22 protein-coding genes are annotated in these 20,852 nt (G+C 59.8%); 10 read left to right on the top strand and 12 right to left on the bottom strand.

The genetic code is table 11. From position 1 onward, the window contains the following. The first annotated feature begins 129 nt into the window (after positions 1 to 129). From ABD806_RS01075 to ABD806_RS01045, 7 genes are all read left to right on the top strand, one after another. Positions 130 to 1,137 carry a tripartite tricarboxylate transporter substrate binding protein gene (locus ABD806_RS01075; RefSeq protein WP_344953806.1) on the top strand — a complete coding sequence of 336 codons (1,008 nt, stop codon included), beginning with the start codon at positions 130 to 132 and terminating at the stop codon, positions 1,135 to 1,137. Between the two features lie 50 nt (positions 1,138 to 1,187). Then, positions 1,188 to 1,661, top strand: a complete 474-nt coding sequence (locus tag ABD806_RS01070) for a tripartite tricarboxylate transporter TctB family protein (RefSeq protein WP_344953803.1) — start codon at positions 1,188 to 1,190, stop codon at positions 1,659 to 1,661. 22 nt (positions 1,662 to 1,683) lie between these two features. After that, entirely contained in the window at positions 1,684 to 3,198 is a 1,515-nt protein-coding gene (locus tag ABD806_RS01065) for a tripartite tricarboxylate transporter permease (protein WP_344953800.1), read from the top strand. Between the two features lie 375 nt (positions 3,199 to 3,573). Next, on the top strand, positions 3,574 to 5,250 hold the full coding sequence (locus tag ABD806_RS01060) for a LytS/YhcK type 5TM receptor domain-containing protein (protein WP_344953797.1): 1,677 nt from the start codon (positions 3,574 to 3,576) through the stop codon (positions 5,248 to 5,250). Beyond that, positions 5,247 to 5,963 carry a two-component system response regulator BtsR gene (gene btsR, locus ABD806_RS01055; protein ID WP_344953794.1) on the top strand — a complete coding sequence of 239 codons (717 nt, stop codon included), beginning with the start codon at positions 5,247 to 5,249 and terminating at the stop codon, positions 5,961 to 5,963. Before ABD806_RS01060 ends, btsR begins: the two co-directional genes overlap by 4 nt. A gap of 143 nt (positions 5,964 to 6,106) precedes the next feature. After that, positions 6,107 to 7,534, top strand: coding sequence for a carbon starvation CstA family protein (locus ABD806_RS01050; RefSeq protein ID WP_344953791.1), 1,428 nt, complete (start codon positions 6,107 to 6,109; stop codon positions 7,532 to 7,534). A 377-nt stretch (positions 7,535 to 7,911) separates the two neighbouring features. Next, positions 7,912 to 8,397, top strand: coding sequence for an Lrp/AsnC family transcriptional regulator (locus ABD806_RS01045; protein ID WP_344953788.1), 486 nt, complete (start codon positions 7,912 to 7,914; stop codon positions 8,395 to 8,397). A 31-nt stretch (positions 8,398 to 8,428) separates the two neighbouring features. On the opposite strand, the gene ABD806_RS01040 is transcribed toward ABD806_RS01045, so the two are convergent. From ABD806_RS01040 to ABD806_RS01025, 4 genes are all read right to left on the bottom strand, one after another. Continuing rightward, positions 8,429 to 8,671 (bottom strand): hypothetical protein, encoded by a 243-nt coding sequence (locus ABD806_RS01040; RefSeq protein WP_344953785.1) that lies wholly within the window; start codon positions 8,669 to 8,671, stop codon positions 8,429 to 8,431. Positions 8,672 to 8,675: 4 nt separating this feature from the next. Beyond that, positions 8,676 to 9,071, bottom strand: a complete 396-nt coding sequence (locus ABD806_RS01035; RefSeq protein WP_344953782.1) for a phage holin family protein — start codon at positions 9,069 to 9,071, stop codon at positions 8,676 to 8,678. A gap of 101 nt (positions 9,072 to 9,172) precedes the next feature. Next, entirely contained in the window at positions 9,173 to 9,490 is a 318-nt protein-coding gene (locus ABD806_RS01030; RefSeq protein ID WP_344953779.1) for an ElaB/YgaM/YqjD family protein, read from the bottom strand. Between the two features lie 337 nt (positions 9,491 to 9,827). Next, the gene (locus tag ABD806_RS01025; RefSeq protein ID WP_344953776.1) at positions 9,828 to 10,301 is read right to left on the bottom strand and encodes a hypothetical protein; all 474 of its coding nucleotides are present in this window, start codon (positions 10,299 to 10,301) and stop codon (positions 9,828 to 9,830) included. Between the two features lie 356 nt (positions 10,302 to 10,657). On the opposite strand from ABD806_RS01025, the gene ABD806_RS01020 reads away from it, so the two are divergent. Next, on the top strand, positions 10,658 to 11,500 hold the full coding sequence (locus ABD806_RS01020; protein WP_344953773.1) for a DUF2279 domain-containing protein: 843 nt from the start codon (positions 10,658 to 10,660) through the stop codon (positions 11,498 to 11,500). Positions 11,501 to 11,515: 15 nt separating this feature from the next. Here ABD806_RS01020 and ABD806_RS01015 read toward each other — a convergent pair whose 3' ends face one another. Together ABD806_RS01015 and ABD806_RS01010 are read right to left on the bottom strand one after the other, a co-directional pair. Next, complete coding sequence (locus tag ABD806_RS01015) at positions 11,516 to 11,824, bottom strand: GNAT family N-acetyltransferase (RefSeq protein ID WP_344956398.1); 309 nt, start codon at positions 11,822 to 11,824, stop codon at positions 11,516 to 11,518. Next, entirely contained in the window at positions 11,821 to 11,970 is a 150-nt protein-coding gene (locus ABD806_RS01010) for a hypothetical protein (protein ID WP_344953770.1), read from the bottom strand. The genes ABD806_RS01015 and ABD806_RS01010 overlap by 4 nt, the downstream gene beginning before the upstream one ends. Positions 11,971 to 12,044: 74 nt before the next feature. Between ABD806_RS01010 and ABD806_RS01005 the strand changes: the two genes are divergently transcribed. Further along, positions 12,045 to 12,269 (top strand): MDR/zinc-dependent alcohol dehydrogenase-like family protein, encoded by a 225-nt coding sequence (locus ABD806_RS01005; RefSeq protein WP_344953767.1) that lies wholly within the window; start codon positions 12,045 to 12,047, stop codon positions 12,267 to 12,269. 169 nt (positions 12,270 to 12,438) lie between these two features. On the opposite strand, the gene gcvP is transcribed toward ABD806_RS01005, so the two are convergent. The 6 genes from gcvP to ABD806_RS00975 form a co-directional block, all read right to left on the bottom strand. Continuing rightward, a complete protein-coding gene (gene gcvP, locus ABD806_RS01000) occupies positions 12,439 to 15,321 on the bottom strand; it encodes an aminomethyl-transferring glycine dehydrogenase (protein WP_344953764.1) in 2,883 nt (960 codons plus the stop codon). Positions 15,322 to 15,543: 222 nt separating this feature from the next. Further along, on the bottom strand, positions 15,544 to 15,933 hold the full coding sequence (gene gcvH / locus ABD806_RS00995; protein WP_344953761.1) for a glycine cleavage system protein GcvH: 390 nt from the start codon (positions 15,931 to 15,933) through the stop codon (positions 15,544 to 15,546). A 32-nt stretch (positions 15,934 to 15,965) separates the two neighbouring features. Continuing rightward, a complete protein-coding gene (gene gcvT, locus ABD806_RS00990; protein ID WP_344953758.1) occupies positions 15,966 to 17,069 on the bottom strand; it encodes a glycine cleavage system aminomethyltransferase GcvT in 1,104 nt (367 codons plus the stop codon). A 320-nt stretch (positions 17,070 to 17,389) separates the two neighbouring features. Continuing rightward, the gene (locus ABD806_RS00985; RefSeq protein ID WP_344953755.1) at positions 17,390 to 18,595 is read right to left on the bottom strand and encodes an FAD-dependent monooxygenase; all 1,206 of its coding nucleotides are present in this window, start codon (positions 18,593 to 18,595) and stop codon (positions 17,390 to 17,392) included. Positions 18,596 to 18,598: 3 nt separating this feature from the next. After that, positions 18,599 to 19,789 (bottom strand): 2-octaprenyl-6-methoxyphenyl hydroxylase, encoded by a 1,191-nt coding sequence (gene ubiH / locus ABD806_RS00980; RefSeq protein WP_344953752.1) that lies wholly within the window; start codon positions 19,787 to 19,789, stop codon positions 18,599 to 18,601. A 26-nt stretch (positions 19,790 to 19,815) separates the two neighbouring features. After that, entirely contained in the window at positions 19,816 to 20,382 is a 567-nt protein-coding gene (locus ABD806_RS00975) for a UPF0149 family protein (protein ID WP_344953749.1), read from the bottom strand. A 154-nt stretch (positions 20,383 to 20,536) separates the two neighbouring features. Between ABD806_RS00975 and zapA the strand changes: the two genes are divergently transcribed. Then, positions 20,537 to 20,833, top strand: coding sequence for a cell division protein ZapA (gene zapA, locus ABD806_RS00970; protein ID WP_344953746.1), 297 nt, complete (start codon positions 20,537 to 20,539; stop codon positions 20,831 to 20,833). Positions 20,834 to 20,852: the final 19 nt, after the last annotated feature.

Genomic DNA, 20,852 nt, shown 5'->3' with positions numbered 1-20,852 from the left:
CCCCGTGAACAATATAAACAAAATCTCCTTAATGCCGTTTTTTCAACTTATGGCGGAAATATTGTCCGTTAACAGGGTCGCGCTTATTTTGTCACTGAAACTTAACAAGGACGAACCAAGGAGTACTGCATGTTCCAACCATTGCGCAAACCCTTCAAACACTGGTCCCTGCTGGCCCTGCCCCTGGCCGCAATGGCCCTCGGTGGCACCTCGGCAGCCCAGGCCCAGGACTGGCAACCCACCCGGGCGGTGGAATACATAGCCCCGGCCAATCCGGGCGGCGGCTGGGATACCCTGGTACGCACCATGGCCAACGTAATCCGCGCCGAAAAGCTGTCCGAACAGAGCTTTGCCGCCATTAATATCCCCGGCGGCGGCGGCGCCGTGGCCTGGGCCCAGATTGCCCGGGACGACAAGAATGACAACAAATTGTTCGCCACCAGCCCGCCCATTATCCTGGTGCCACTGGCCGGGACTTCCCGTTTCAGCCACAAGGACTTTACCCCCATCGCCCGCATCAGCACCGATTACTCCATCGTGCTGGTACGCGCAGACTCCCCCTATCAGACCATAGGTGATCTGTTCGCGGCCATCGAAGCCAACCCGGGCCTGAGTGTCGGCGGCGGCTCGGCGGCGGGCTCCATGGATCATATCGCTATCGCCGGTGCCGCGGCCGAGGCGGGCCTGGAGCCCCGCCAGGTCAACTACATCGCCTTTTCCGGTGGCGGCGAGGCCATGATCAGCTTGATGGGCAAACATGTTGAAGCGGTAATCGGCGGCGCCGGCGAATCGGTCGGCCAGTTGCAGGGTGGCGAGCTGCGCGCCATTGCGGTGTCGTCACCGGAGCGTCTGACCGGGGCCCTGGCCGATGTGCCCACCTTCAAGGAACAGGGCTATGACTACACCTTCGATATCTGGCGCGGGGTGATGGCGCCGAAGCACATCTCTGCCGAGGCCCGGACCTATTACGAGAAACTGTTCGCCCGCATGATGGAAACCGACTCCTGGAAACAAGCCAGCACTCAGCTGGGCTGGCTCGACGCCTACCAGAACAGTGCCGAGTTCGGTGCCTTCCTCGATCAACAGCAGGCACAGTTCAGCTCGGTCCTGGGCGATCTAGGATTACTGAAGCGCTAACCGGCAGGCGGTGGGCCATGCCCGCCGCCCTCAGGCAGACAGGTATTAGTATGCAAAAACTTAATCTCAATCAAAGACTGGCCATCATCATCGGCCTGCTGGCGGCGGGCTATGTGTGGATGGCCTTCCATATTCCCACCTTTCCGCTTCCCCGGCCGGTAGACTCCGAGCTGTTCCCCAAGGTTCTAGGGCTGTCGTTGCTGATACTGGCGGTATTGCTGTTCTTTGAAAAAACCGGGCAACCGGTGGAAGAAGAGACCCAGGCCCAGCCCGGCCCCTTTTTCTTCAGCCCGCCCATGCGGGTGACGGTCACCTCCGTGGCCATCGCCGGCTACGCCTTTTTATTGCAGCCCCTGGGCTTTGTGCTGGCCTCGACCGGCCTCTGCTTCGGCCTGGCCAGTTACTATGGCTATCGTCATCATCTGATTAATCTGGCCGTATCCACCGGGGTGGTGCTGTCGCTCTATCTGCTGATGAGCTACGTGATGGACGTGCATCTGCCTAGCGGCGTGCTGCCCTTTTGATCAGGGAACGAGGTTTACGACTATGATGGATTCTTTTGAGAGTCTGGTTTACGGCTTTGGCATCGCCCTGGACCCGATGAATATCTTTTATGTGTTTGTCGGCGTGTTCGCCGGCACCATTATCGGCATGCTGCCCGGCCTGGGTCCCATCAGTGCCCTGGCACTGATGATCCCCATCACCTTCAGCATGGATCCGGCATCCGGCCTGATCCTGATGGCCGGTGTCTATTACGGCGCCATCTTCGGCGGCTCAACCTCCTCCATTTTGCTCAACGCCCCGGGCGTGGCGGGCACTGTCGCCACCTCCTTCGACGGCTACCCCATGGCCAAGAAAGGCCAGGCGGGCAAGGCGCTGGCCATTGCCGCCTATGCCTCCTTCGTCGGCGGCACCGTCTCGGTGATTGGCCTGATGCTAGTCGCCCCGCTGCTGTCCAGGGTCGCGGTCAGCTTCGGCCCGGCGGAATATTTCGCGCTGATGGTACTGGGCCTGACCGCGGTGATCAGCCTGTCGGACAAGTCCCTGATAAAAGGCCTGATCGCCGCCGTGATCGGCATGATGATTTCCATCGTCGGCATCGATCTGCAGACCGGCACCGAACGCTACACCTTCGGCAGCCTGGAGCTGATCGACGGAATCGACTTCCTGGTGGTCGCCCTCGGGGTGTTCGCCCTGGCGGAAGTCTTCTATATGCTGCTCAAGGGCGGCAGCGCCAAAGAGCAGCCCCGTAACAGAATAGGGTCGCTCAGGCTCAGCAAATCAGAGGTCAAGGACATCGCCGGTCCGGTCGGGCGCAGCTCGGTGCTCGGTTTCCTGGTCGGGGTGCTGCCCGGCGCCGGCGCCACCGTCGGCTCCTTCCTGGGCTACATCCTGGAAAAGCGTCTGGCCAAAGACGGCGACAGCTTCGGCCAAGGCAACATCAAGGGGGTCGCGGCCCCCGAGGCGGCCAACAACGCCGCCTGTGGTGGCTCCTTCGTGCCCCTGCTCACCCTGGGGGTACCCGGCTCCGGCACCACGGCAGTGCTGCTCGGCGCCCTGCTGGTCATGGGGGTGACCCCGGGTCCCATGATGCTGGAGCAGCGCCCGGATGTGTTCTGGGGGGTGATCGCCAGCATGTATGTGGGCAATATCTTCCTGCTGGTGCTGAACCTGCCGCTGATCCCCTATATCGCCCGCATCCTGGACATGCCCAAACCGCTGCTGCTGGCCATGATCCTGATCTTCTGCATGATAGGCGTATACGGCATGAGCTTTAACGTATTCGACCTGTTGCTGTTACTCGGCTTCGGGCTGATGGGCCTCGGCATGCGGCTGTTCGGCTTTCCTTCGGCACCGCTGATCCTGGCGCTGATCCTGGGTGCGCTGATGGAAGAATCCATGCGCCGGGCGCTGCAGATCTCCGGCGGTGACTGGATGACCTTTGTCGACAAGCCGATCTCCATGTGGCTGCTGATCCTCACCGGACTGTCCCTGCTGTTGCCGCTGGTGAAAAAGGCCATCAGGATGATGCGCCCTGCCGGCCAAACCAAAACCGCTTGAGCAGTAATAACCGTTTCTGACCGACGTCAGGAGCCGATAAGCAGACCCTCTGTGCCAGGGCCGGGAAATGCTCCTGTCGTTCAGGCATTCCCGCCATCCCTGGCGGTCAGATGGCGCAGTGGAGCCCCCATGGATGGGTTGATGACGAGTCTGCATTCGCTCCTGGCTCCTGTCTTTACAACAATAAGTTAGCGGTATCAAGGTTACCTATTTAAGCGCCATACGGCGCTTTTTTACATCAACAACTGCCCTGCTCCGATAACACACATCTTGCTCCCGCCCCACCGTTGCCCTACCCTAACGGCTCACCAGCGGCCATATTTTGAGCTGTACCTGCCGGTGCGGCGGCGCTGGAAGCACTCCGGGATCCTGTCGATGTCGTTAATTTTTTCCCTGATGCAGCAGATGAGCGTGTTTCTGGTCATCGCCTACCTGCTGTCGAAAACCCCCCTGTTTAAGCCGATGGTGAACTACTCCATCCGCCTGCCGCACAAGATGGTCATCTATCTGGTGTTTTCCGGCTTCTGTATCATGGGCAGCTATTTTGGTCTGGGAGTGCAGGATGCCATCGCCAATACCCGGGCGGTGGGTGCCGTGCTCGGCGGCCTGCTGGGCGGCCCCGTCACCGGACTGCTGGTCGGCCTGACCGGCGGCCTGCACCGCTATTCGATGGGCGGCTTTACCGATCTGGCCTGTGCCATTTCCACCACCCTCGAAGGCCTGCTGGGCGGCCTGGTCCACTACCGCTTGGTCAAGCGGGGCGAGATGGCCAGACTGTTTTCCCCTTGGGTGGCGTTTGCCACTACCCTGGCGGCCGAAACCCTGCAGATGGCCACCATACTGCTGGTGGCCAAGCCCTTCGGGCAGGCCCTGGCCCTGGTACAGGTGATAGCCGCGCCCATGCTGATAAACAACGCCACCGGTGCCGCGTTGTTTATCAGCATGATCCGCGACCAGAAGACCATGTACGAAAAATTCTCCAGCAGTTTTTCCGCCCGGGCCCTGAACATAGCCCAGCGCACCGTCGGCATCATGGCCAAAGGGCTGAATAGCGAGTCCGCCCAACAGATCTGCCGTATCCTCCATGAAGAAACCGGGGTCGCCGCCGTGGCCGTTACCGACCGGGAACGGCTCCTGGCCTTCACCGGCCTGGGTCATGAACACCACAGGCCCGGCGCCGCCATTTCCTCTCCCCTGACCCTGAAGGCGATCCGTGACCATGAGGTCAAATTTGCCGACGGCTACCAAGTGCCCTATGCCTGCTCCCTGGCCGAGGATTGCCAGCTCGGCTCGGTGCTGGTGATCCCCATTCGGGGAGAAACCTGCATCCTCGGCACCATCAAACTCTATGAGCCGAAGAAGCGCCTGTTCCTGAAGATCAACCGCACCCTGGGCGAAGGCATCGCCAGCCTGCTGGCCCACCAGCTGCTGACCGGCCGGCTCGAGCAGCAGCAACAGCTGCTCACCCAATCCGAACTCAAGCTGGCCCATGCCCAGGTCAACCCCCATTTCCTGTTCAATGCCCTCAACACCATAGGCGCCATCACCCGTCGGGAACCGGACAAGGCGCGGGAGCTGTTGCTGCATCTGTCGAATTTCTTCCGCAAGAACCTCAAGCGATCCGGCGAGCAAACCACGCTGGCCGAAGAGCTGGAACACGTGGTTGCCTATCTGGCCATCGAGCAGGCCCGCTTCAACGACCGGCTGGAAGTGAGCTTTGATATTCCCGAGCCGCTGCTCGGCTTGCGACTGCCTACCTTTACCCTGCAACCCATCATCGAGAACGCCATCAAACACGGTGTTTCCACCCTGCTCGAGCAGGGGCAGATCCGGGTCACCGCCGGCATCGAAGCCGGCGTGGTCAAGCTCAGGGTCACCGACAATGCCGGCACCTATCAGGCCAGGGCCGACGGCGACGGCCTGGGCCTGAGCCTGGTCGACAAACGGGTGAAGTGCCTCTACGGAACGCACTTCGGGGTCGACATCAGGGTGGAGCCCGAACGATGGACCCAGGTGACCGTTTCACTTCCCCAGCAGGAGGCCCGCACATGATCAGCGCCCTGATCGTCGATGATGAACCCTATGCCCGCGCCGAGCTGGCGGAATTGTTGCGCGAGCTGGGCGGGGTCACCGTCCTGGCCGAGGCCGGTAACGCCCTGGAAGCCATGGCGCTGCTGCAACAACACAGACCCGAGGTGGTCTTCCTCGATATCCAGATGCCGAAGATCAGCGGCCTGGAACTGCTGTCGATGCTGGATCCCAAGCAGATCCCCCGGGTGGTGTTCGTCACCGCCCACGATGAATATGCCATCCAGGCTTTCGAGGACAATGCCTTCGATTATCTGCTCAAGCCGGTGTCCAAGCCCCGGCTGCAGAAGACCCTGGACCGCCTCAAACAAACGCTTCCCCCCCAGGATCTGGGTCCCGTGACCCCGCCCCTAACCACCATCCCCGGCTATCAGCAACAACGCATCCGGCTGGTGCCGCTGGCAGAAGTGGAATACATCTATTCCGATCTGGGCGGGGTCCATCTGGTCACCCGGGAAGGGGAATACCATACCCAGCTGACCCTCAAGGTGCTAGAGCAGCGCACCGCCCTGCTGCGGGTCCACCGCCAGTACCTGGTGAAGGCGGATGCCATCCGGGAAATCACCTTGCGGGATAACCATAGCGCCGAGCTGGAAACCCAGCTGGGCCATACCTTGCCGGTCAGCCGACGCTACCTGAAGACACTGAAAAGCCGGCTGGGTCTGCAGCTGCCGTGACCCGGATCACGACACCCGTCGCTCACAGGTTACTTACAACCGCTTAACATCCTATATGACCGCTTACCCAAACAGGGCGGGCTTTTTCTAAGCGACTCCCTACACTGACCACGACACACCCATTCAGCCAAGGAGTTGCGCTTATGTTGTGGTTTTTACTCTGTACCGGCCTGCTGGTCGCCGGCTACTTCAGCTACGGAAAGTTTATCGAGCGGTTATTCGGGCCCCGTCCGGAACTGGATACCCCGGCCATCACCATGGCCGACGGCGTCGACTATGTGCCCATGTCGGATAAAAAAATCTACCTGGTGCAGCTGCTCAATATTGCCGGCCTGGGCCCCATCTTCGGCCCCATCCTGGGGGCTCTCTACGGCCCCGTAGCCATGCTGTGGATCGTCTTCGGCTGTATCTTCGCCGGCGCCGTCCATGATTATTTCTCCGGCATGCTGTCGGTGCGCGCCAAAGGTGCCTCGGTACCGACCGTGGTGGGCGAGCAGCTGGGCAGTATCGCCAAGCATTTCATGAATATCTTCGCGGTGATCCTGCTGCTGCTGGTGGGCGTGGTGTTCGTGCTGGGCCCGGCCAAGCTGCTCGGCAACCTGTCCGGCATGGCGGTCACCATTTGGGTCGCCATTATCTTCGGTTATTACATACTGGCCACCCTGGTGCCCATCGACAAGATCATCGGCCGCTTCTATCCACTGTTCGGTGCCCTGCTGGTATTTATGTCGGTCGGCCTGCTGCTCGGCCAGGCCTTTAGCGGCAAGGGCTTCTACCAGACCGGTATCGATTTCGCCAACCTGCATCCCGAAGGCCTGCCCCTGTGGCCGCTGCTGTTTATCACCATCGCCTGTGGTGCCGTGTCCGGTTTCCACGCCACCCAGTCACCGCTGATGGCCCGCTGTATGCAGAACGAGCGCTCCGGCCGCTTCATCTTCTACGGCGCCATGATCGGCGAAGGCGTGATAGCACTGATCTGGTGCAGCTTGGGCCTGTCCTTCTATGAAGGTACCGATGCGCTGAATGCCACCCTCGCCAGCGGCGGTCCGGCGGCCGTGGTCCATGAGGTGTCCACCAACCTGCTGGGCACCGTCGGCGGCGTGCTCGCCATCCTGGGGGTGGTGATACTGCCGATCACCTCCGGCGATACCGCGTTTCGCAGTGCCCGGCTGATCGTGGCCGAGTTCCTCAAGCTGGGACAACAGGCCCTGCCCAAGCGTCTGCTGATCGCCGTGCCCATGTTCGTGGTCGGCTACCTGATCACCCAGGCTGAATTCGGTGTGATCTGGCGCTACTTCGGCTGGGCCAACCAGACCACCGCCATGATCATGCTCTGGGCCGCCGCCGCCTATCTGGCGAAAGCAGGCAAGCTGCACTGGGTATGTACCATTCCCGCCATCTTTATGACGGCGGTGACCTTCACCTACCTAGCCAATGCGGAAATCGGCTTCGGCCTGGCCCTGCAGCCGGCTACCTATATTGGCCTGGCGGTCACCCTGGTGTTTACCGTCGCCTTCCTGCTCAAGTTCCGCCCCGCCAAGGTGGCGACGGCGCAAGGGGAAAGTGCCTGACCGTCCGGCTCCGGCGACTGCCGGGTCCATTGGACCTTCCTTAAATAGAGCAGCCAGAAACAACAAGAGCGCCGATTGGCGCTCTTGTTGTTTCTGGCTGCTGCTGCCTTGTGTCTTCCTTTGGGCCCGGGCTTTTGGCCCTGGCTCCCTGCCCGGCGCCGGATTAGGCGAAAGGCGTTCGGGGTGCTTGCCGGTCGGGTAGTCCGGCTTGCGGCAGAATCCGAGGATATCGGCCTGCCTGTTCCCAGAAGATGGATACATGATAACCAACAATGCCGGGGGAGTGGTTGCAAAGATAACCTTAAAAAACATTCTTTTAGCAATCATTCACTCCATTTATAATTAAATTAAAACAACTATTGCCAGGTAATGTAAATTTGAGCAACCCATTACAACTCGACCGTACCGATCGCCGGATCCTTGAATTGATGCAGCGTAATGGCCGCATCAGCAACCTGGAGCTGGCCGAGCGGGTCGGTCTGTCCCCTTCCCCCTGCTCCCGTCGGGTCAAGGCACTGGAGGAAGCCGGCCTGATCGCCGACCATGTGACCCTGCTCGATGCCGCTCGGCTGGGGTTGAGCCTGCAGGCCTACATTCATATCTCCCTGGATCGCCACACCCCGGATCGCTTCGAGGCATTTGACAAGGCCATGGCCGATTTTCCCGAGGTGCTGGAGTGTGATCTGATCACCGGCACCGATGCCGACTATCAGCTGAAGGTGGTGGTGCGCGACATGGAGCACTACCAGCAGTTCCTGCTGGGCAAGCTGACCCGCCTGGAAGGGGTGACCGGGGTCCGCTCCAGCTTCGTGCTGCGCCGGATCAAGCGGGAAACCGCCCTGCCCCTGGAACACCTGGGTTAAGGCATACCGAGGTCAGAACATTGTCAGGGGCTCAGGAACGCAGATAAATAACCGCCAGCAAGGCGGCGCCCAGCAGCAGCTTGTTGCGCAATTTGCGGGGCATGTTGGCCAGCCGCCAGAGCATCCCGGCCTGCGGCAGTTTGCTGACCAGCTCCAGCAAATCCGGCTTCGCCTGCTGTTGCTGGCGGCGCAGTTGATTGGTCAATAGCTTCAGCCGCAGCGCCTCTGCCTGTAGCTGGAGTAACTGCCGTTCCTGCCGCAATGATTTATGCATCGGCTCACTCCTTCAAAGACAGATCCGACATGGTCTTTTTACCCTGGATATAGGCGACGTCTTCCTGTAACTCACGCAGCGTCTCGGCCAGGAATTGTCTCTGACCGGCAAGATTCCTGTGAATGGCCCAGAGCGCCCAGCACATCATCAGCAACAAGCCCGCCGCCAGTCCGAAAAACACCCAGATCCTGGCCGAAGGCGAAAGCACCAGGTTCAGGCCGAATAACAGGCTGATGTAGGACATAAAGAATAAGAAAACCGCCGAAGCCGCCAGTATGCCCAACTGCACCATGCGCTCTTTCTGTGCCACAAACTCGATGCGAGCCATCTTAAAGCGGACAAACAGCAACTCGGTAATGGTATGCAACAATTCCTTCAGCGAATTGATCTGACCGCTCATAGACCCGTCCTTCTGAGTAAGATAGTGACCATGATAGCCGAGGATGTCGCTCCCGTTGCAGCCTCGACGGCCGGCCAACGGCACCCCGTAATCCTGCCGACTCAGCGGCCATTACGGCTCAGCAAGGCCCCCAGCACCAAGCCGATCAGGGCCGCTATGCCCATCGCCTGGTAGGGATTCTTGTGCACCAGATCGTCGGTATGTGCCGCCGCTTGTCGGGTTCGCTCCACCAGCGAGCTTTCCAGCTCTGAAAACTGCTGCTGCGCCCTGTGCAACTGTGCCTTCAGCTTTTCCTTCAGCTCTTTGCCTTCCTGGGTGCCATCATCGACGGCCGCCTTATAGAGCGCTTCAGCATCCTTGAGTACCTGCTTCACATCCTCCAGCAGTGCGGCCCTTTCTGCTTCATAATTCCGGTTCATGGTGACTCCTGACGTTACGGTTGAAACGCTGAGTATAGTCGGCGTTACGCAACCGCATCCGGCACGCAGAACGTCAATAGGTCATGATCTGGCCGTGCATGGCAAAAAAACAAGACCCCTCCCTTGGTCTTGTTTAAATCACATCGGTAAGAGACGGCCTAGGCTGTGTCCCGGTACTGTTCATAATGTCGTCGCCGCCCCGACAGGGCGCGACCCGAAGGGCCGAGAGGCCGGGCCGCTCCGTTGCCGCGTTGCTGAACGCTGATGTGGGATCACCAAACTCCACGGCAAGCGCCTTACCCCGAAGCGTAATTAATGCGCAGTAACGGAACACACCCTAGCCTTTGACACTCAGCCGGTAGTCGGGGGTGGTATTCAGCGGACAGGAATAAAGATATTCGCCGGGTTCAAGCTCGATTTCATAGTCCTGGCTGGTTCCCGTTACCAGGCCTCCGCCGGAGACGCTGGGCAACAAGGCTCGGTCCACTAGGCTGGCGCCCCGCAACCAGAACCCCAGCTCATAGGACACATTCTTGTTAGTCACCCTGAAGATATAGCGACCGGGTTCGAGCTCCAGTGTCCGGGCCTGCATCAGCCGCTCATCGGCGGTCTGGGCATTGATCCGCTCGCAGTCGGCCTTGGTCCTGGTGGTATAGCCGTGATCAACACCATTCTCGCTTTCGACAAATTGACAGCCGGTCTGAGTCAGCTCGATGACCTCGGGTGCTTCGGCCTGCACGACAACGGGCAGGGCCAACACCAGTGAGCAGACACTCGCGCGTAAAAAAGGGGAAAAAAGGAGTTTGTTCATTGTATTTACCTCAATGATATCCGGCTCAGATCCGAACCATAACGGACCTTAATGACAATGACCGGGACAAGCGGCAAAAAAATACCGGTCTCGCGGCCGGTATCCGGCAAGCCTGGGTCTGGCCTTGCCTTTTGGACCGCGACCCGAAGGGCTGAGGCTGTGCCGTTTCGTGGCCGCGAGCTTACCGCTGATGTGGGCCCACCAAACGGCACGCTAAGCGCCTTGCCCCGGAGCGCCACAGCCTCGGCGACATGAATGCAGGGTAACGGGACACACCCTAGACCCGGGACAATACATTCCAAGGTGGCACCAGCCTGCTAACCTTCTAGCATGTTACCGACGAATGATGGATTGACGTGACACTGCTGACCGACAAGAGGCGGCTGGGTGCCTTACCGCTGGTGCCTGTGCTGTTTTCCTGGGCCTGCACCAACAACGCCCAGGCTGCGTGCGAGCAGGTGCTGCCTGGGGCCCAACAGCAGCAAAAGCTGCAAACCGTGTTGCTGGCCGGTACCGGCCTGATTACCCTGTGGGGAGTGGCCAACTGGGATTATTTCAGCCGGGTCCCCCATGCGCAGTCGGAAGGCTGGTTTGGTCAGCACACCAACGAGGGCGGTGCCGATAAACTGGGACACCTATACAGCGTTTACGCCGCGTCACAGGGACTTGGCTACCTCTATGAACAATGGTGTTTCACGCCCGGGGATGCCGCCCTCTATGGCGCCCTCAGCGCGTTTGCGGTGTTCGGCTATATGGAAGTGGGTGATTCGTTCAGCGACTTTGGCTTTTCTTATGAAGATGTTATCGCCAATGGGGTGGGCAGCACCGCCAGCTATTATCTGAGCATTTACCCGGAGCTGGCCGAAAAAATAGACATCCGCTGGGAATACGGAGTTAAGCCACAACAGGCCGATTTCATCACCGACTACCAGAATTCGAAATTCCTGGTCGCGCTAAAGCTCAGCGGCTTCGATGCCTTCAAGCAAGGGGTATTGAAATACGGCGAGCTGCATCTCGGGTATCTTGCAAGGGGCTATTCGGATCCGACCCAGATCAACGAACGCAGCCTCTATTTGGGCGTGGGGCTCAGCCTGTCGGAGTTGTTCCGCCAGACCGGACATCACAAAACTGCCACCCTATTTAACTATTACCAGGCCCCCGGCACCTATATCACCACCGAGAAACAGCTGTCTGACTAAGAACCCGCGCCTCAACTAGGCCTGCTGCATCGGTTCGCGGCGTCGGTAACTCTTGATCCTGAACCTGGGCTCGAAACCCTGCCGCCGGTACAAGTCCTCGCCGGCGCCCGAGGCCTGCAGGGTGATATGCCGGTCTCCCCAATCCTGACAGGCAGCAATCAGCCGTTGCATCAGCCCATTGGCAATGCCCTTACCCCGATGCTCCGGCGGTACCCCCACCTGGTGCACACCGATCACCTCCCCCGTCTTGTTGAGCAAGGCGGTGGCCACCGCCTCCCCTTCGCGTTCGGCCAGCCGCAGGCGAACCTCGGGCTCCCCGGCTATCGCCGGATCACGGTCTCGTCTATGGCGTAGCCGAAGGCCCGGCTGCAGACCTGGGTCCAGCCGGCTATTTGCCCGGAGGCGGTCATCGGCCTGATCTGCAATTCATCCCGTGGCTCAACCACCCGGTCAGACAAACTCAGGTGCATCGCCTGTTACTCCAGGCAAACGGCAAAGTCCCGGGCAAGCAACGCCTGCCCATCCGATGCAGGCACCCGGCCCCATGGTCACCATGGATATGCGCGATTTCTATCTCAAGGATTTGAGCCTGAACGGTTGCATCGCATGGGATGAACCTGTCTTTCCAAACCTGATCGAATATATTGAGAAAGGCGAAATCAAACCCTTGCTGGCGAAAACCTACGAACCTAAAGATCTCGCGATTGCGCAACAGGAGTTTCTGAAAAAAATACATTTCGGAAACTTTCTACTGGTGCCGCCGCAATGATATAGGCTCATGCCTCTTTTCTCTTGACGGGCCGGTAGTGGACTTGCACTACCACATTATCCGGCCGCCGCCATACTTACCGGAACAGCGCCAGGCTGGCGTACCAACAAAAAAAGGCCTTGCTTGATGCAAGGCCTTTTGGTTTCCGATTTAACTAACCGTGATCCGCTTACTCGCCGTAGGCTTCGGTGGGCAGACAGCTGCAGAACAGGTTACGGTCGCCGAACACATCGTCGATGCGGTTGACGGTGGGCCAGAACTTGGAGCGACGCACGTCATCAGACGGGAACACCGCCAGCTCGCGGCTGTAGGCCCGGTTCCACTCGTTGTCCATCACGTCATCCTGGGTATGCGGCGCGTTGACCAGGGGGTTGTCTTCCAGGGTCCAAGTGCCGTTCTCCACCTGACGGATTTCTTCGCGGATCTGCTTCATGGCATTGATGAAACGATCGATCTCGGCTTTGGACTCGGACTCGGTCGGCTCAATCATCAGGGTACCGGCCACCGGGAAACTCATGGTCGGTGCATGGAACCCAAAGTCGTTCAGGCGCTTGGCCACGTCCAGCTCGCTGATGCCGCTGGACTCTTTCAGCGGGCGCATATCCACGATGCACTCGTGGGCAACGCGATCGTTACGGCCGGTATAGAGGATGGAGTAATCCTCGGCCAGACTCTTCATCAGGTAGTTGGCATTGAGGATCGCCAGCTGGGTGGAGCGCTTCAGGCCTTCGTCGCCCAGCAGGGCGGTGTACATCCAGCTGATCGGCAGTATGCTGGCCGAGCCGAACGGCGCGGCAGACACGGCGCCGTTGTCACGGCTGTCCTTGTCGGTTTTCACTACCGCATGGCCGGCCACAAACGGTGCCAGGTGCGCCTTGACGCCGATAGGGCCCATGCCGGGGCCGCCGCCGCCATGGGGGATGGCGAAGGTCTTGTGCAGGTTCAGGTGAGACACATCGGAGCCGATAAAGCCGGGCGAGGTAATCCCCACCTGGGCGTTCATGTTGGCGCCGTCCATATACACCTGGCCGCCGTAGCTGTGAATGATCTCGCAGATCTCGCGGATGCTCTCTTCGTATACGCCGTGGGTAGACGGATAGGTCGCCATGATGCACGACAGGTTCTCGCCCGCTTCCGCCGCCTTGACCTTGAGATCGGCCATGTCGACGTTGCCTTTCTTGTCGCAGGCCACCACGATCACCTTCATGTTGGCCATCTGGGCAGAGGCCGGGTTGGTGCCGTGGGCGGAGCTCGGGATCAGGCAGATGTCGCGGTGCCCTTCACCACGGGACTCGTGATATTTCTTGATCGCCAGCAGGCCGGCATACTCGCCCTGGGCGCCCGAGTTGGGCTGAATGCAGATGGCGTCGTAACCGGTGACCTTCACCAGCCAGTCTTCCAGCTCGGCAATCATCTGCTGATAACCCTGAGTCTGGTCCAGCGGCGCGAACGGGTGGATCTGGGCAAATTCGGGCCAGCTCACCGGCACCATCTCGGCGGTGGCGTTGAGCTTCATGGTACAGGAGCCCAGGGAGATCATGCCGTAGTTGAGCGCCAGATCCTTCATTTCCAGCTTGTGGATGTAACGCAGCATCTCGGTTTCGGAGTGATACTTATTGAACACTTCGTGGACGAGGATGGCGTTGTCGCGCTGCAGCTCGGCCGGGATGGAATCGGTGCCGGCGGCGGCCTTGGTATCCAGGGCGTCCACATCCAGGCCATGGCCTTCACCCAGGAAAATGTCGAACAGCTCGGCCACATCATTACGGGTGGTGGTTTCCGACAGCGACACGCCCAGGGCGCCGTCCAGATCGGTACGCAGGTTGGCACCTTTGGCCAGGGCACGCTTGATGATGGCGTCCTTGTCCGCGGTCACCACGGTCAGGGTGTCGAACCAGGTGTCGTGCTTGAGGGCAACGCCCTTGGACTGCAGGCCCAGCGCCAGGATATCGGTCAGGCGGTGAACCCGGTTGGCGATGCGCTTGAGGCCTTCGGGGCCGTGGTACACGGCGAAGAAGCTGGACATGTTGGCCAGCAGCACCTGGGCGGTACAGATGTTGGAGTTGGCCTTTTCGCGGCGGATATGCTGCTCGCGGGTTTGCATTGCCATGCGCAGGGCCGGCTTGCCACGGGTATCCTTGGACACACCGATAATACGGCCCGGCAGCGAGCGTTTGTGGGCGTCGCGGGTGGCGAAGAAGGCGGCGTGCGGGCCACCGTAGCCCATGGGCACGCCAAAGCGCTGGGCGTTGCCCAGTACCACATCGGCACCCAGGGCACCCGGGGCCTTCAGCAACACCAGGGAGAGAATGTCAGCGGCCACACAGGCGATACCTTTCTGCTCCTGTACCTTCTCGATCAGGCCCTTGATGTCGCGGACCTGGCCGGTGGTGGACGGATACTGGAACAGGGCACCGAATACCTCGTGCTCCACCACGGCGTCGGCCGGGGCGACTTTGATCTCGAAGCCGTAGTGCTCGGCACGCTCCTTGACCACGTCTATGGTCTGCGGGTGCACGTCATCGGCAATAAAGAAGATATTGGCTTTCTTGTTCTTGCTGACCCGCTTGGCCAGGGCCATGGCTTCGGCGGCGGCGGTGGCTTCGTCCAGCAGCGAGGCGCTGGCCAGATCCAGGCCAGTCAGATCCTGAGTCAGTTGTTGGAAATTGAGCAGTGCTTCCAGGCGACCCTGGGCAATCTCGGGCTGATAAGGGGTATAGGCGGTATACCAGCCCGGGTTTTCCAGCACGTTACGCTGGATCACCAGGGGTACATGGGTGTCGTGATACCCCATGCCGATATAGCTCTTGTTGACCTTGTTTTTCCGGGCCAGGGATTTCAGGTAAGCCAGGGCCTCTACCTCGGTGCGGCTGGCACCGATGCCCAAGGGCTGGTCGTTGAGGATATTGGCAGGTACCGTCTGGCGGATCAGGTCGTCCAGCGATTCGGCGCCGACCACGGCCAGCATGGCCTGTACATCCTGCTCGGACGGGCCGATATGCCGACCGATAAATTCATTATTCTGCTCAAGTTCAAACAAAGACTGGGTCATTTTATTCACTTCCTTAACAGGCCAGCAGCCTGGAGGCATACAGACAACCGGCCCAGGGGGATTCAGTTACCGGCAAGGTCTGACATTGGATTGTTGCGCGTCGGTCAAAGGACTTGCTTCGCCGACATGTCGTGGCAGAAGCGGTCTCCTTACCGTCCATCCGGCAGCGAATGCCGCCGGATGAATAAACATCAACAAAGCCCCCTGTTCGGGGGCTTGTGCTTATTCTTCGTCGATGCTGTTTTCGTAGCCGGCCGCATCCAGCAGCTCGTCCAGCTCGGACGCGTCGGCCAGCTTGATGCGGAACAACCAGCCGTCACCGAACGGATCTGAGTTGACCAGCTCGGGGCTGTCTTCCAGCGCGTCGTTAACGGCAAGGATTTCGCCAGTGACCGGGGAGTAGATATCGGAAGCGGCCTTGACGGACTCGGCCACGGCGCAATCTTCACCGGCATCGACGCTACGGCCGACTTCGGGCAGCTCAACGAACACCATGTCACCCAACAGGTCCTGAGCATGCTCGGTAATACCGATCACCGCTTCGCCATTCTCTTCAACCCGAACCCATTCGTGAGACTGGGCATATTTCAATTCGCTGGGGATATTGCTCATTTCGTTGTTCCTCTTGATGCTTAAACTGGTTCTTAAAATTCGGCGACTGCTTTACCGAACCGGACAAATGAGGGCTTGACCACAGAAACCGGCAGCCATTTTTTACGCAATTCGACTTCCGCATCGGCACCTATGTTGCGGGGAACCCGCGCCAGGGCGATGCTGTGTCCCAGTGTAGGCGAGAAGGTGCCGGAAGTAATAACACCAAGTTGCTCATTACCCTGTTCGTCGGTAAAACGCACCTGGGTGCCAGCGCGCAACACGCCTTTCTCTTTCATGACCAGGCCAACCAGCTTGGGCTGGCTGCCTTCGGCTTTCTGGGCTTCGAGCACGGCACGACCGATAAAGTCACGCTCCGCCGGCTCCCAGGCGACAGTCCAGGCCATGTTGGCGGCCAGGGGAGACACGCTTTCGTCCATGTCCTGGCCATAGAGGTTCATGCCCGCTTCCAGGCGCAGGGTATCCCGGGCGCCCAGGCCACAGGGACGCACGCCCGCGGCCAGCAGGGCATTCCACAGCTCGGCGGCGGCGCTGGCGGAAACCACGATCTCGTAGCCGTCTTCACCGGTGTAACCGGTAGAGGCGATAAAAAGGTCGCCGGACTGCACGCCGAAGAAGGGTTTCATGCCTTCCACCGCGGCATTCTGCTCGGCGGTGAACACCTGGGCGGCCTTGGCCTTGGCGTTGGGGCCCTGTACCGCGATCATCGCCAGTTCGGGGCGTTCGGTGAGGATGACATCAAAGCCCTGGGCCTGCTTGCTCATCCAGGCCAGATCTTTGTCGCGGGTGGCGGAGTTCACTATCATGCGATAGTCGTCGTCGGCGAAGTAATAGGTGATCAGATCATCGATGACGCCGCCCTGTTCGTTGAGCATGCCGCTGTAGATGGCCTTGCCGGGCTGGGTTAGGCGAGCCACGTCGTTGGCGAGCAGTCGTTGCAGGAAGGCTTTGGCCTGGCTGCCCTTGACGTCGACGATGGTCATGTGGGAGACGTCGAACATGCCGGCATCCTGACGGACCGCATGGTGTTCCTCAAGCTGGGAACCATAGTTGATGGGCATATCCCAACCGTGAAAATCCACCATCTTGGCACCGGCTTCCAGGTGCTGGGGATGCAAAACTGTTTGCTGAGTCATGGCTCTATCCTTTTCTTCAGGCCCGGCCTGTAAGCGATAATCCGATATTGCCCCTTGATTATACTCAAGCGGACCGCCGATAGAACCGGGGAGCACTCAAAAAAAACTAATCATTACCTGAAGGTTAAAAGTATGTGACAAATGAAACAACAACATCTTAAGCCATAAAAAACATAACATTTGGTTTAAATAACTAATCACCCCCGTAAAATCGCTCTATAAACAAAATAAATCACACAAAAACAGGCGAAACACAGATTGATTTGCAGACAAACTGCCTGAAAAAGCCCAAGATAAACTAATCAAAAAACATCATCGGATTAGTTTTTTTCAGGCTGACACAGCCCGGGTAGCTGCCCGCTCGTCCCCAGGGCATGCTCGGCAAAGACGCGTTTAACCTGCGGCAAACGGTTGGTCAGCCCCAGGCCCAGGCCACGGATCACCGGAGCCAGGGGCAGGCGCAGCCCGAACAGGCGTTTTAACGCTTCCATGGCCGCCAGCAGGGTGGCGGCCTCGGCCTTGCGCCAACGTTCGAAGCTTTTCAGCTGCTCGTACTGGCCGATATCGCCCCCTTGCGCCTGGATCTTGCCCAGGGTTTCCGCCAGGGCGGCCGCATCCAGCAAGCCCAGGTTCACACCCTGCCCCGCCAGCGGGTGTACGGTATGGGCCGCATCGCCTACCAACGCCCAGCGGGGGCCGCAGAATTGCTTGCTGTAACGAGCCCGCAGCGGGATGCTCTGCCGCGGCCCCAGCACCCAGCACAAACCCAGGCGCAGATCAAAGGCGTGGGACAGGGCCTTGTTGAATTCGGCGTCATCCATCCGGGTCAGAGCCTCGGCCCGCTCCGGCGGGCAGGACCAGACGATCGAGCATTGATGGGCATCGGCCAGGGGCAGGAAGGCCAGGATCTCCTGGCCACGGAAGATTTGCCGGGCGGTCTGGTCATGGGGCTCGGCGGTATGGATGGTGGCCACCAGGGCGGCATGATCATAATCCCATTCCACCAGCCCGGGATTAAGCTGTTCGCGCACCGAAGAGCGGGCGCCGTCCGCCCCCACCAGCAGGCGACCGGTAATGGGGGTGCCGTCATCCAGCAGCACGAATACACCCTGCTCCCCCGCCGCCATCTTGCTGGCCCGGGCTGGCATATGCAGCCGGATGTGGGCGCTGGCCCGAGCCGCCGCCAGCAGTGACTGTTGCAGCAGGCTGTTTTCGACGATATGGCCGAGCCTGGGTTGCTGCACGTCTTGCGCGGAGAAATGAATGCGGCCGAAACTGTCCGCTTCCCAGACCTCCATTTCGGTATAGGGGCCGAGCCGCTCGCCGGGCCAGGCGCCCAGCCGTTCGAACAGGGTCTGGGACGCCAGGTTAATGGCGCTGACCCGGTTGTCGGGGATCTCGGGCAACTGGTCATCAGGCACCTGACCTTCGACCACCGCCGCCGTCAATCCGGTGTCTTTCAAGGCCAGTGCCAGGGTCAGACCGACCAAGCCGCCGCCGATAATAATCACATCTACTGCTTGCATGAATTACCTCTTGCCCATGGCGCGCCACGCCAGCTTGTCTTTCCAGGGCCGGATACCGGCCATCGCCATCAACCCCAGGTTGCGACCGGCCACCAGCGGCCAGTGATTATTGGAAAACATCAGCGCCAGCCCGGTGGTCAGCCGGGTAGTGATGGCTTGATCCGCCTGCCGCTTGGCCCCATAGGCGCTCAGCACCGGATAGCTGCCGATATCCTGCCCCCGGGCCAGGGCCTTGCCCAGGCAGTCGACCAGATCGGCCACATCCCGCAGGCCAAGGTTGAAGCCCTGGCCGGCGATGGGATGCAGCAGGTGGGCGGCATTGCCCACCAATACGCATCTGTGATGCCAGGGTTTGAGCAGTTGATCGAGCACCAGGGGATAGAGGTGTCGCTGCCCTACCCGCTTGAGACGACCCAGCCGGTAGCCAAAGAGCTGCTGCAGGCGGGCCAAGAAGGCGTCATCCGGCAGCTGCATAATGGCCGCGGCCTGCTCCGGGTGGGCACACCATACCAGGGAGCTGCGCCCGCCGGACATGGGCAACAGCGCCACCGGCCCCTGCTCGGTAAAACGCTCGAAGGCGCGCCCGTCCGGCATGATGCCGGTTTCAATATTGGCGATCACCGCACTCTGGCCGTAATCCAGGCGTTCACTTTGCAGCCCCAGCCGCCGCCGGACAGGCGACTGGACCCCGTCGGCCGCCACCAGCAGACCCGCAGACAGCTTCCGGCCATCGCTCAGCACCAGCCTGACCCGCTGTGGCTGCTGTTCAAGCTCGTCGATCTGGGCGGGACAATAAAGGTGAATATTGGCCGTCTCGGCCATGGCCCGATAGAGCAGGGCCCCCACCGGGTGCAGCTCCACCACATAGCCCAGGGCCGGCAGCCGGTATTCTCCGGCTTGCATCTGAACCTGACCGAAATGGCCTCGATCCGAGACATGGATATGGGTGATGGGTGTGGCAAGCTCCGCCAGCCGGGACCAGAGTCCCAGGCTGTCGAGCAGCTCCCTGCTATGCCAGGCCAAGGCGATACACCTGGCATCAAAGCCCGGATGAGCAGCCAAATCAGGGGAGGCCGTTTCAATCACGGCTACCTGTAACGGCCGGCCATCGGCCCGGATAAGCCTGGACAGGCTTAATGCCAGTATGGCACCGGCCATGCCGGCACCATTGATAACCACATCATATTGAGACATAAGCGAGCGGAATACCGGGGTGAAACTTAGTGCAAGGTCGGACGCTTGGGTACCGGCTGACCCTTGCCGAATTCCTCGAAGGCCAGGGTGACACCCAGTTTCAGGTGTTCGTACAGGACCACGAAGGCGGCTTCGTTTTCTTCGTCTTCCTGATCGAACTCGGAAGACAGCTGGGTGATACCGCTGATGTCCTGGATCATTTCCCGCAGTTCGGGAGATGCCTTGTTCAACTCCTGCTGCACCACGCCGAAACCGGCCAGGAAGGCACCGGCCCATTCAATCAGGGCATCGATGCGTTCATCCAGGGGGGTATCGTCCTGGGGCAGCAACAGCTCAAACTGAGTCTGGCTCAGCAGCTCGTCATAGATACGGTAAAACAGCAGGTTGACCGCTTTTTTCAGCTCCGCCGGCAGGCCGAAGTCGTCGTTGAGCAAGGCATTGAAATGCTCCTGCCAACGCACATCATCCTTGGCCATGCCACCGCAGATCAAACCGCAAAGGACGCCATGCACCTCGGCGGGGGTGACGACCATGTTGTGCTGCTCCAGCAGGTCGGAGAATGCATCGTAATCAAGTCGGGCCTTGTCGTTCATTATTTACTCGAATATGCAGAATACTGTCCGGAATATCGCTGATCCTAGCACCGCAACCCCCGCCAAACCAGTACAACCCCTTGAAACTTCTAATAGGCCGCTATATAGTCGCCAGAACTTTTTCGCCCCATCGTGCACGCCACCTGAGGAACACATGACCAGAGCGGCAATCGACATCGTTATTCTCGGGCGCCCCTACAAGGTAGCCTGTCCTCCAGGACAAGAAGCGGCATTACAGCGGGCGGCTGAGATGCTCAACGAGCGCATCAATACCATGAAAAAAGGCGGCAAGTCTTCCGCCAACGAGCAGATGGCGATCATGGTGGCACTGAACGTCTGCCACGAGCTGGAGCTTGAAAAGGACAAGAATCATCAATATGCTGATGCCATGGACAGACGCATCAAGATGCTGCAACACACCATAGAAGCAGCCTTGGCCAGCGCAAACTAAATTTGTCGAAATTTTTGAA

The sequence above is a fragment of the Zobellella aerophila genome, assembly GCF_039539325.1.
Classification (GTDB): domain Bacteria; phylum Pseudomonadota; class Gammaproteobacteria; order Enterobacterales; family Aeromonadaceae; genus Oceanimonas; species Oceanimonas aerophila.
Note: the sequence above shows the minus strand (reverse complement) of the source record. Positions and strands in the feature narration are given on the sequence as shown.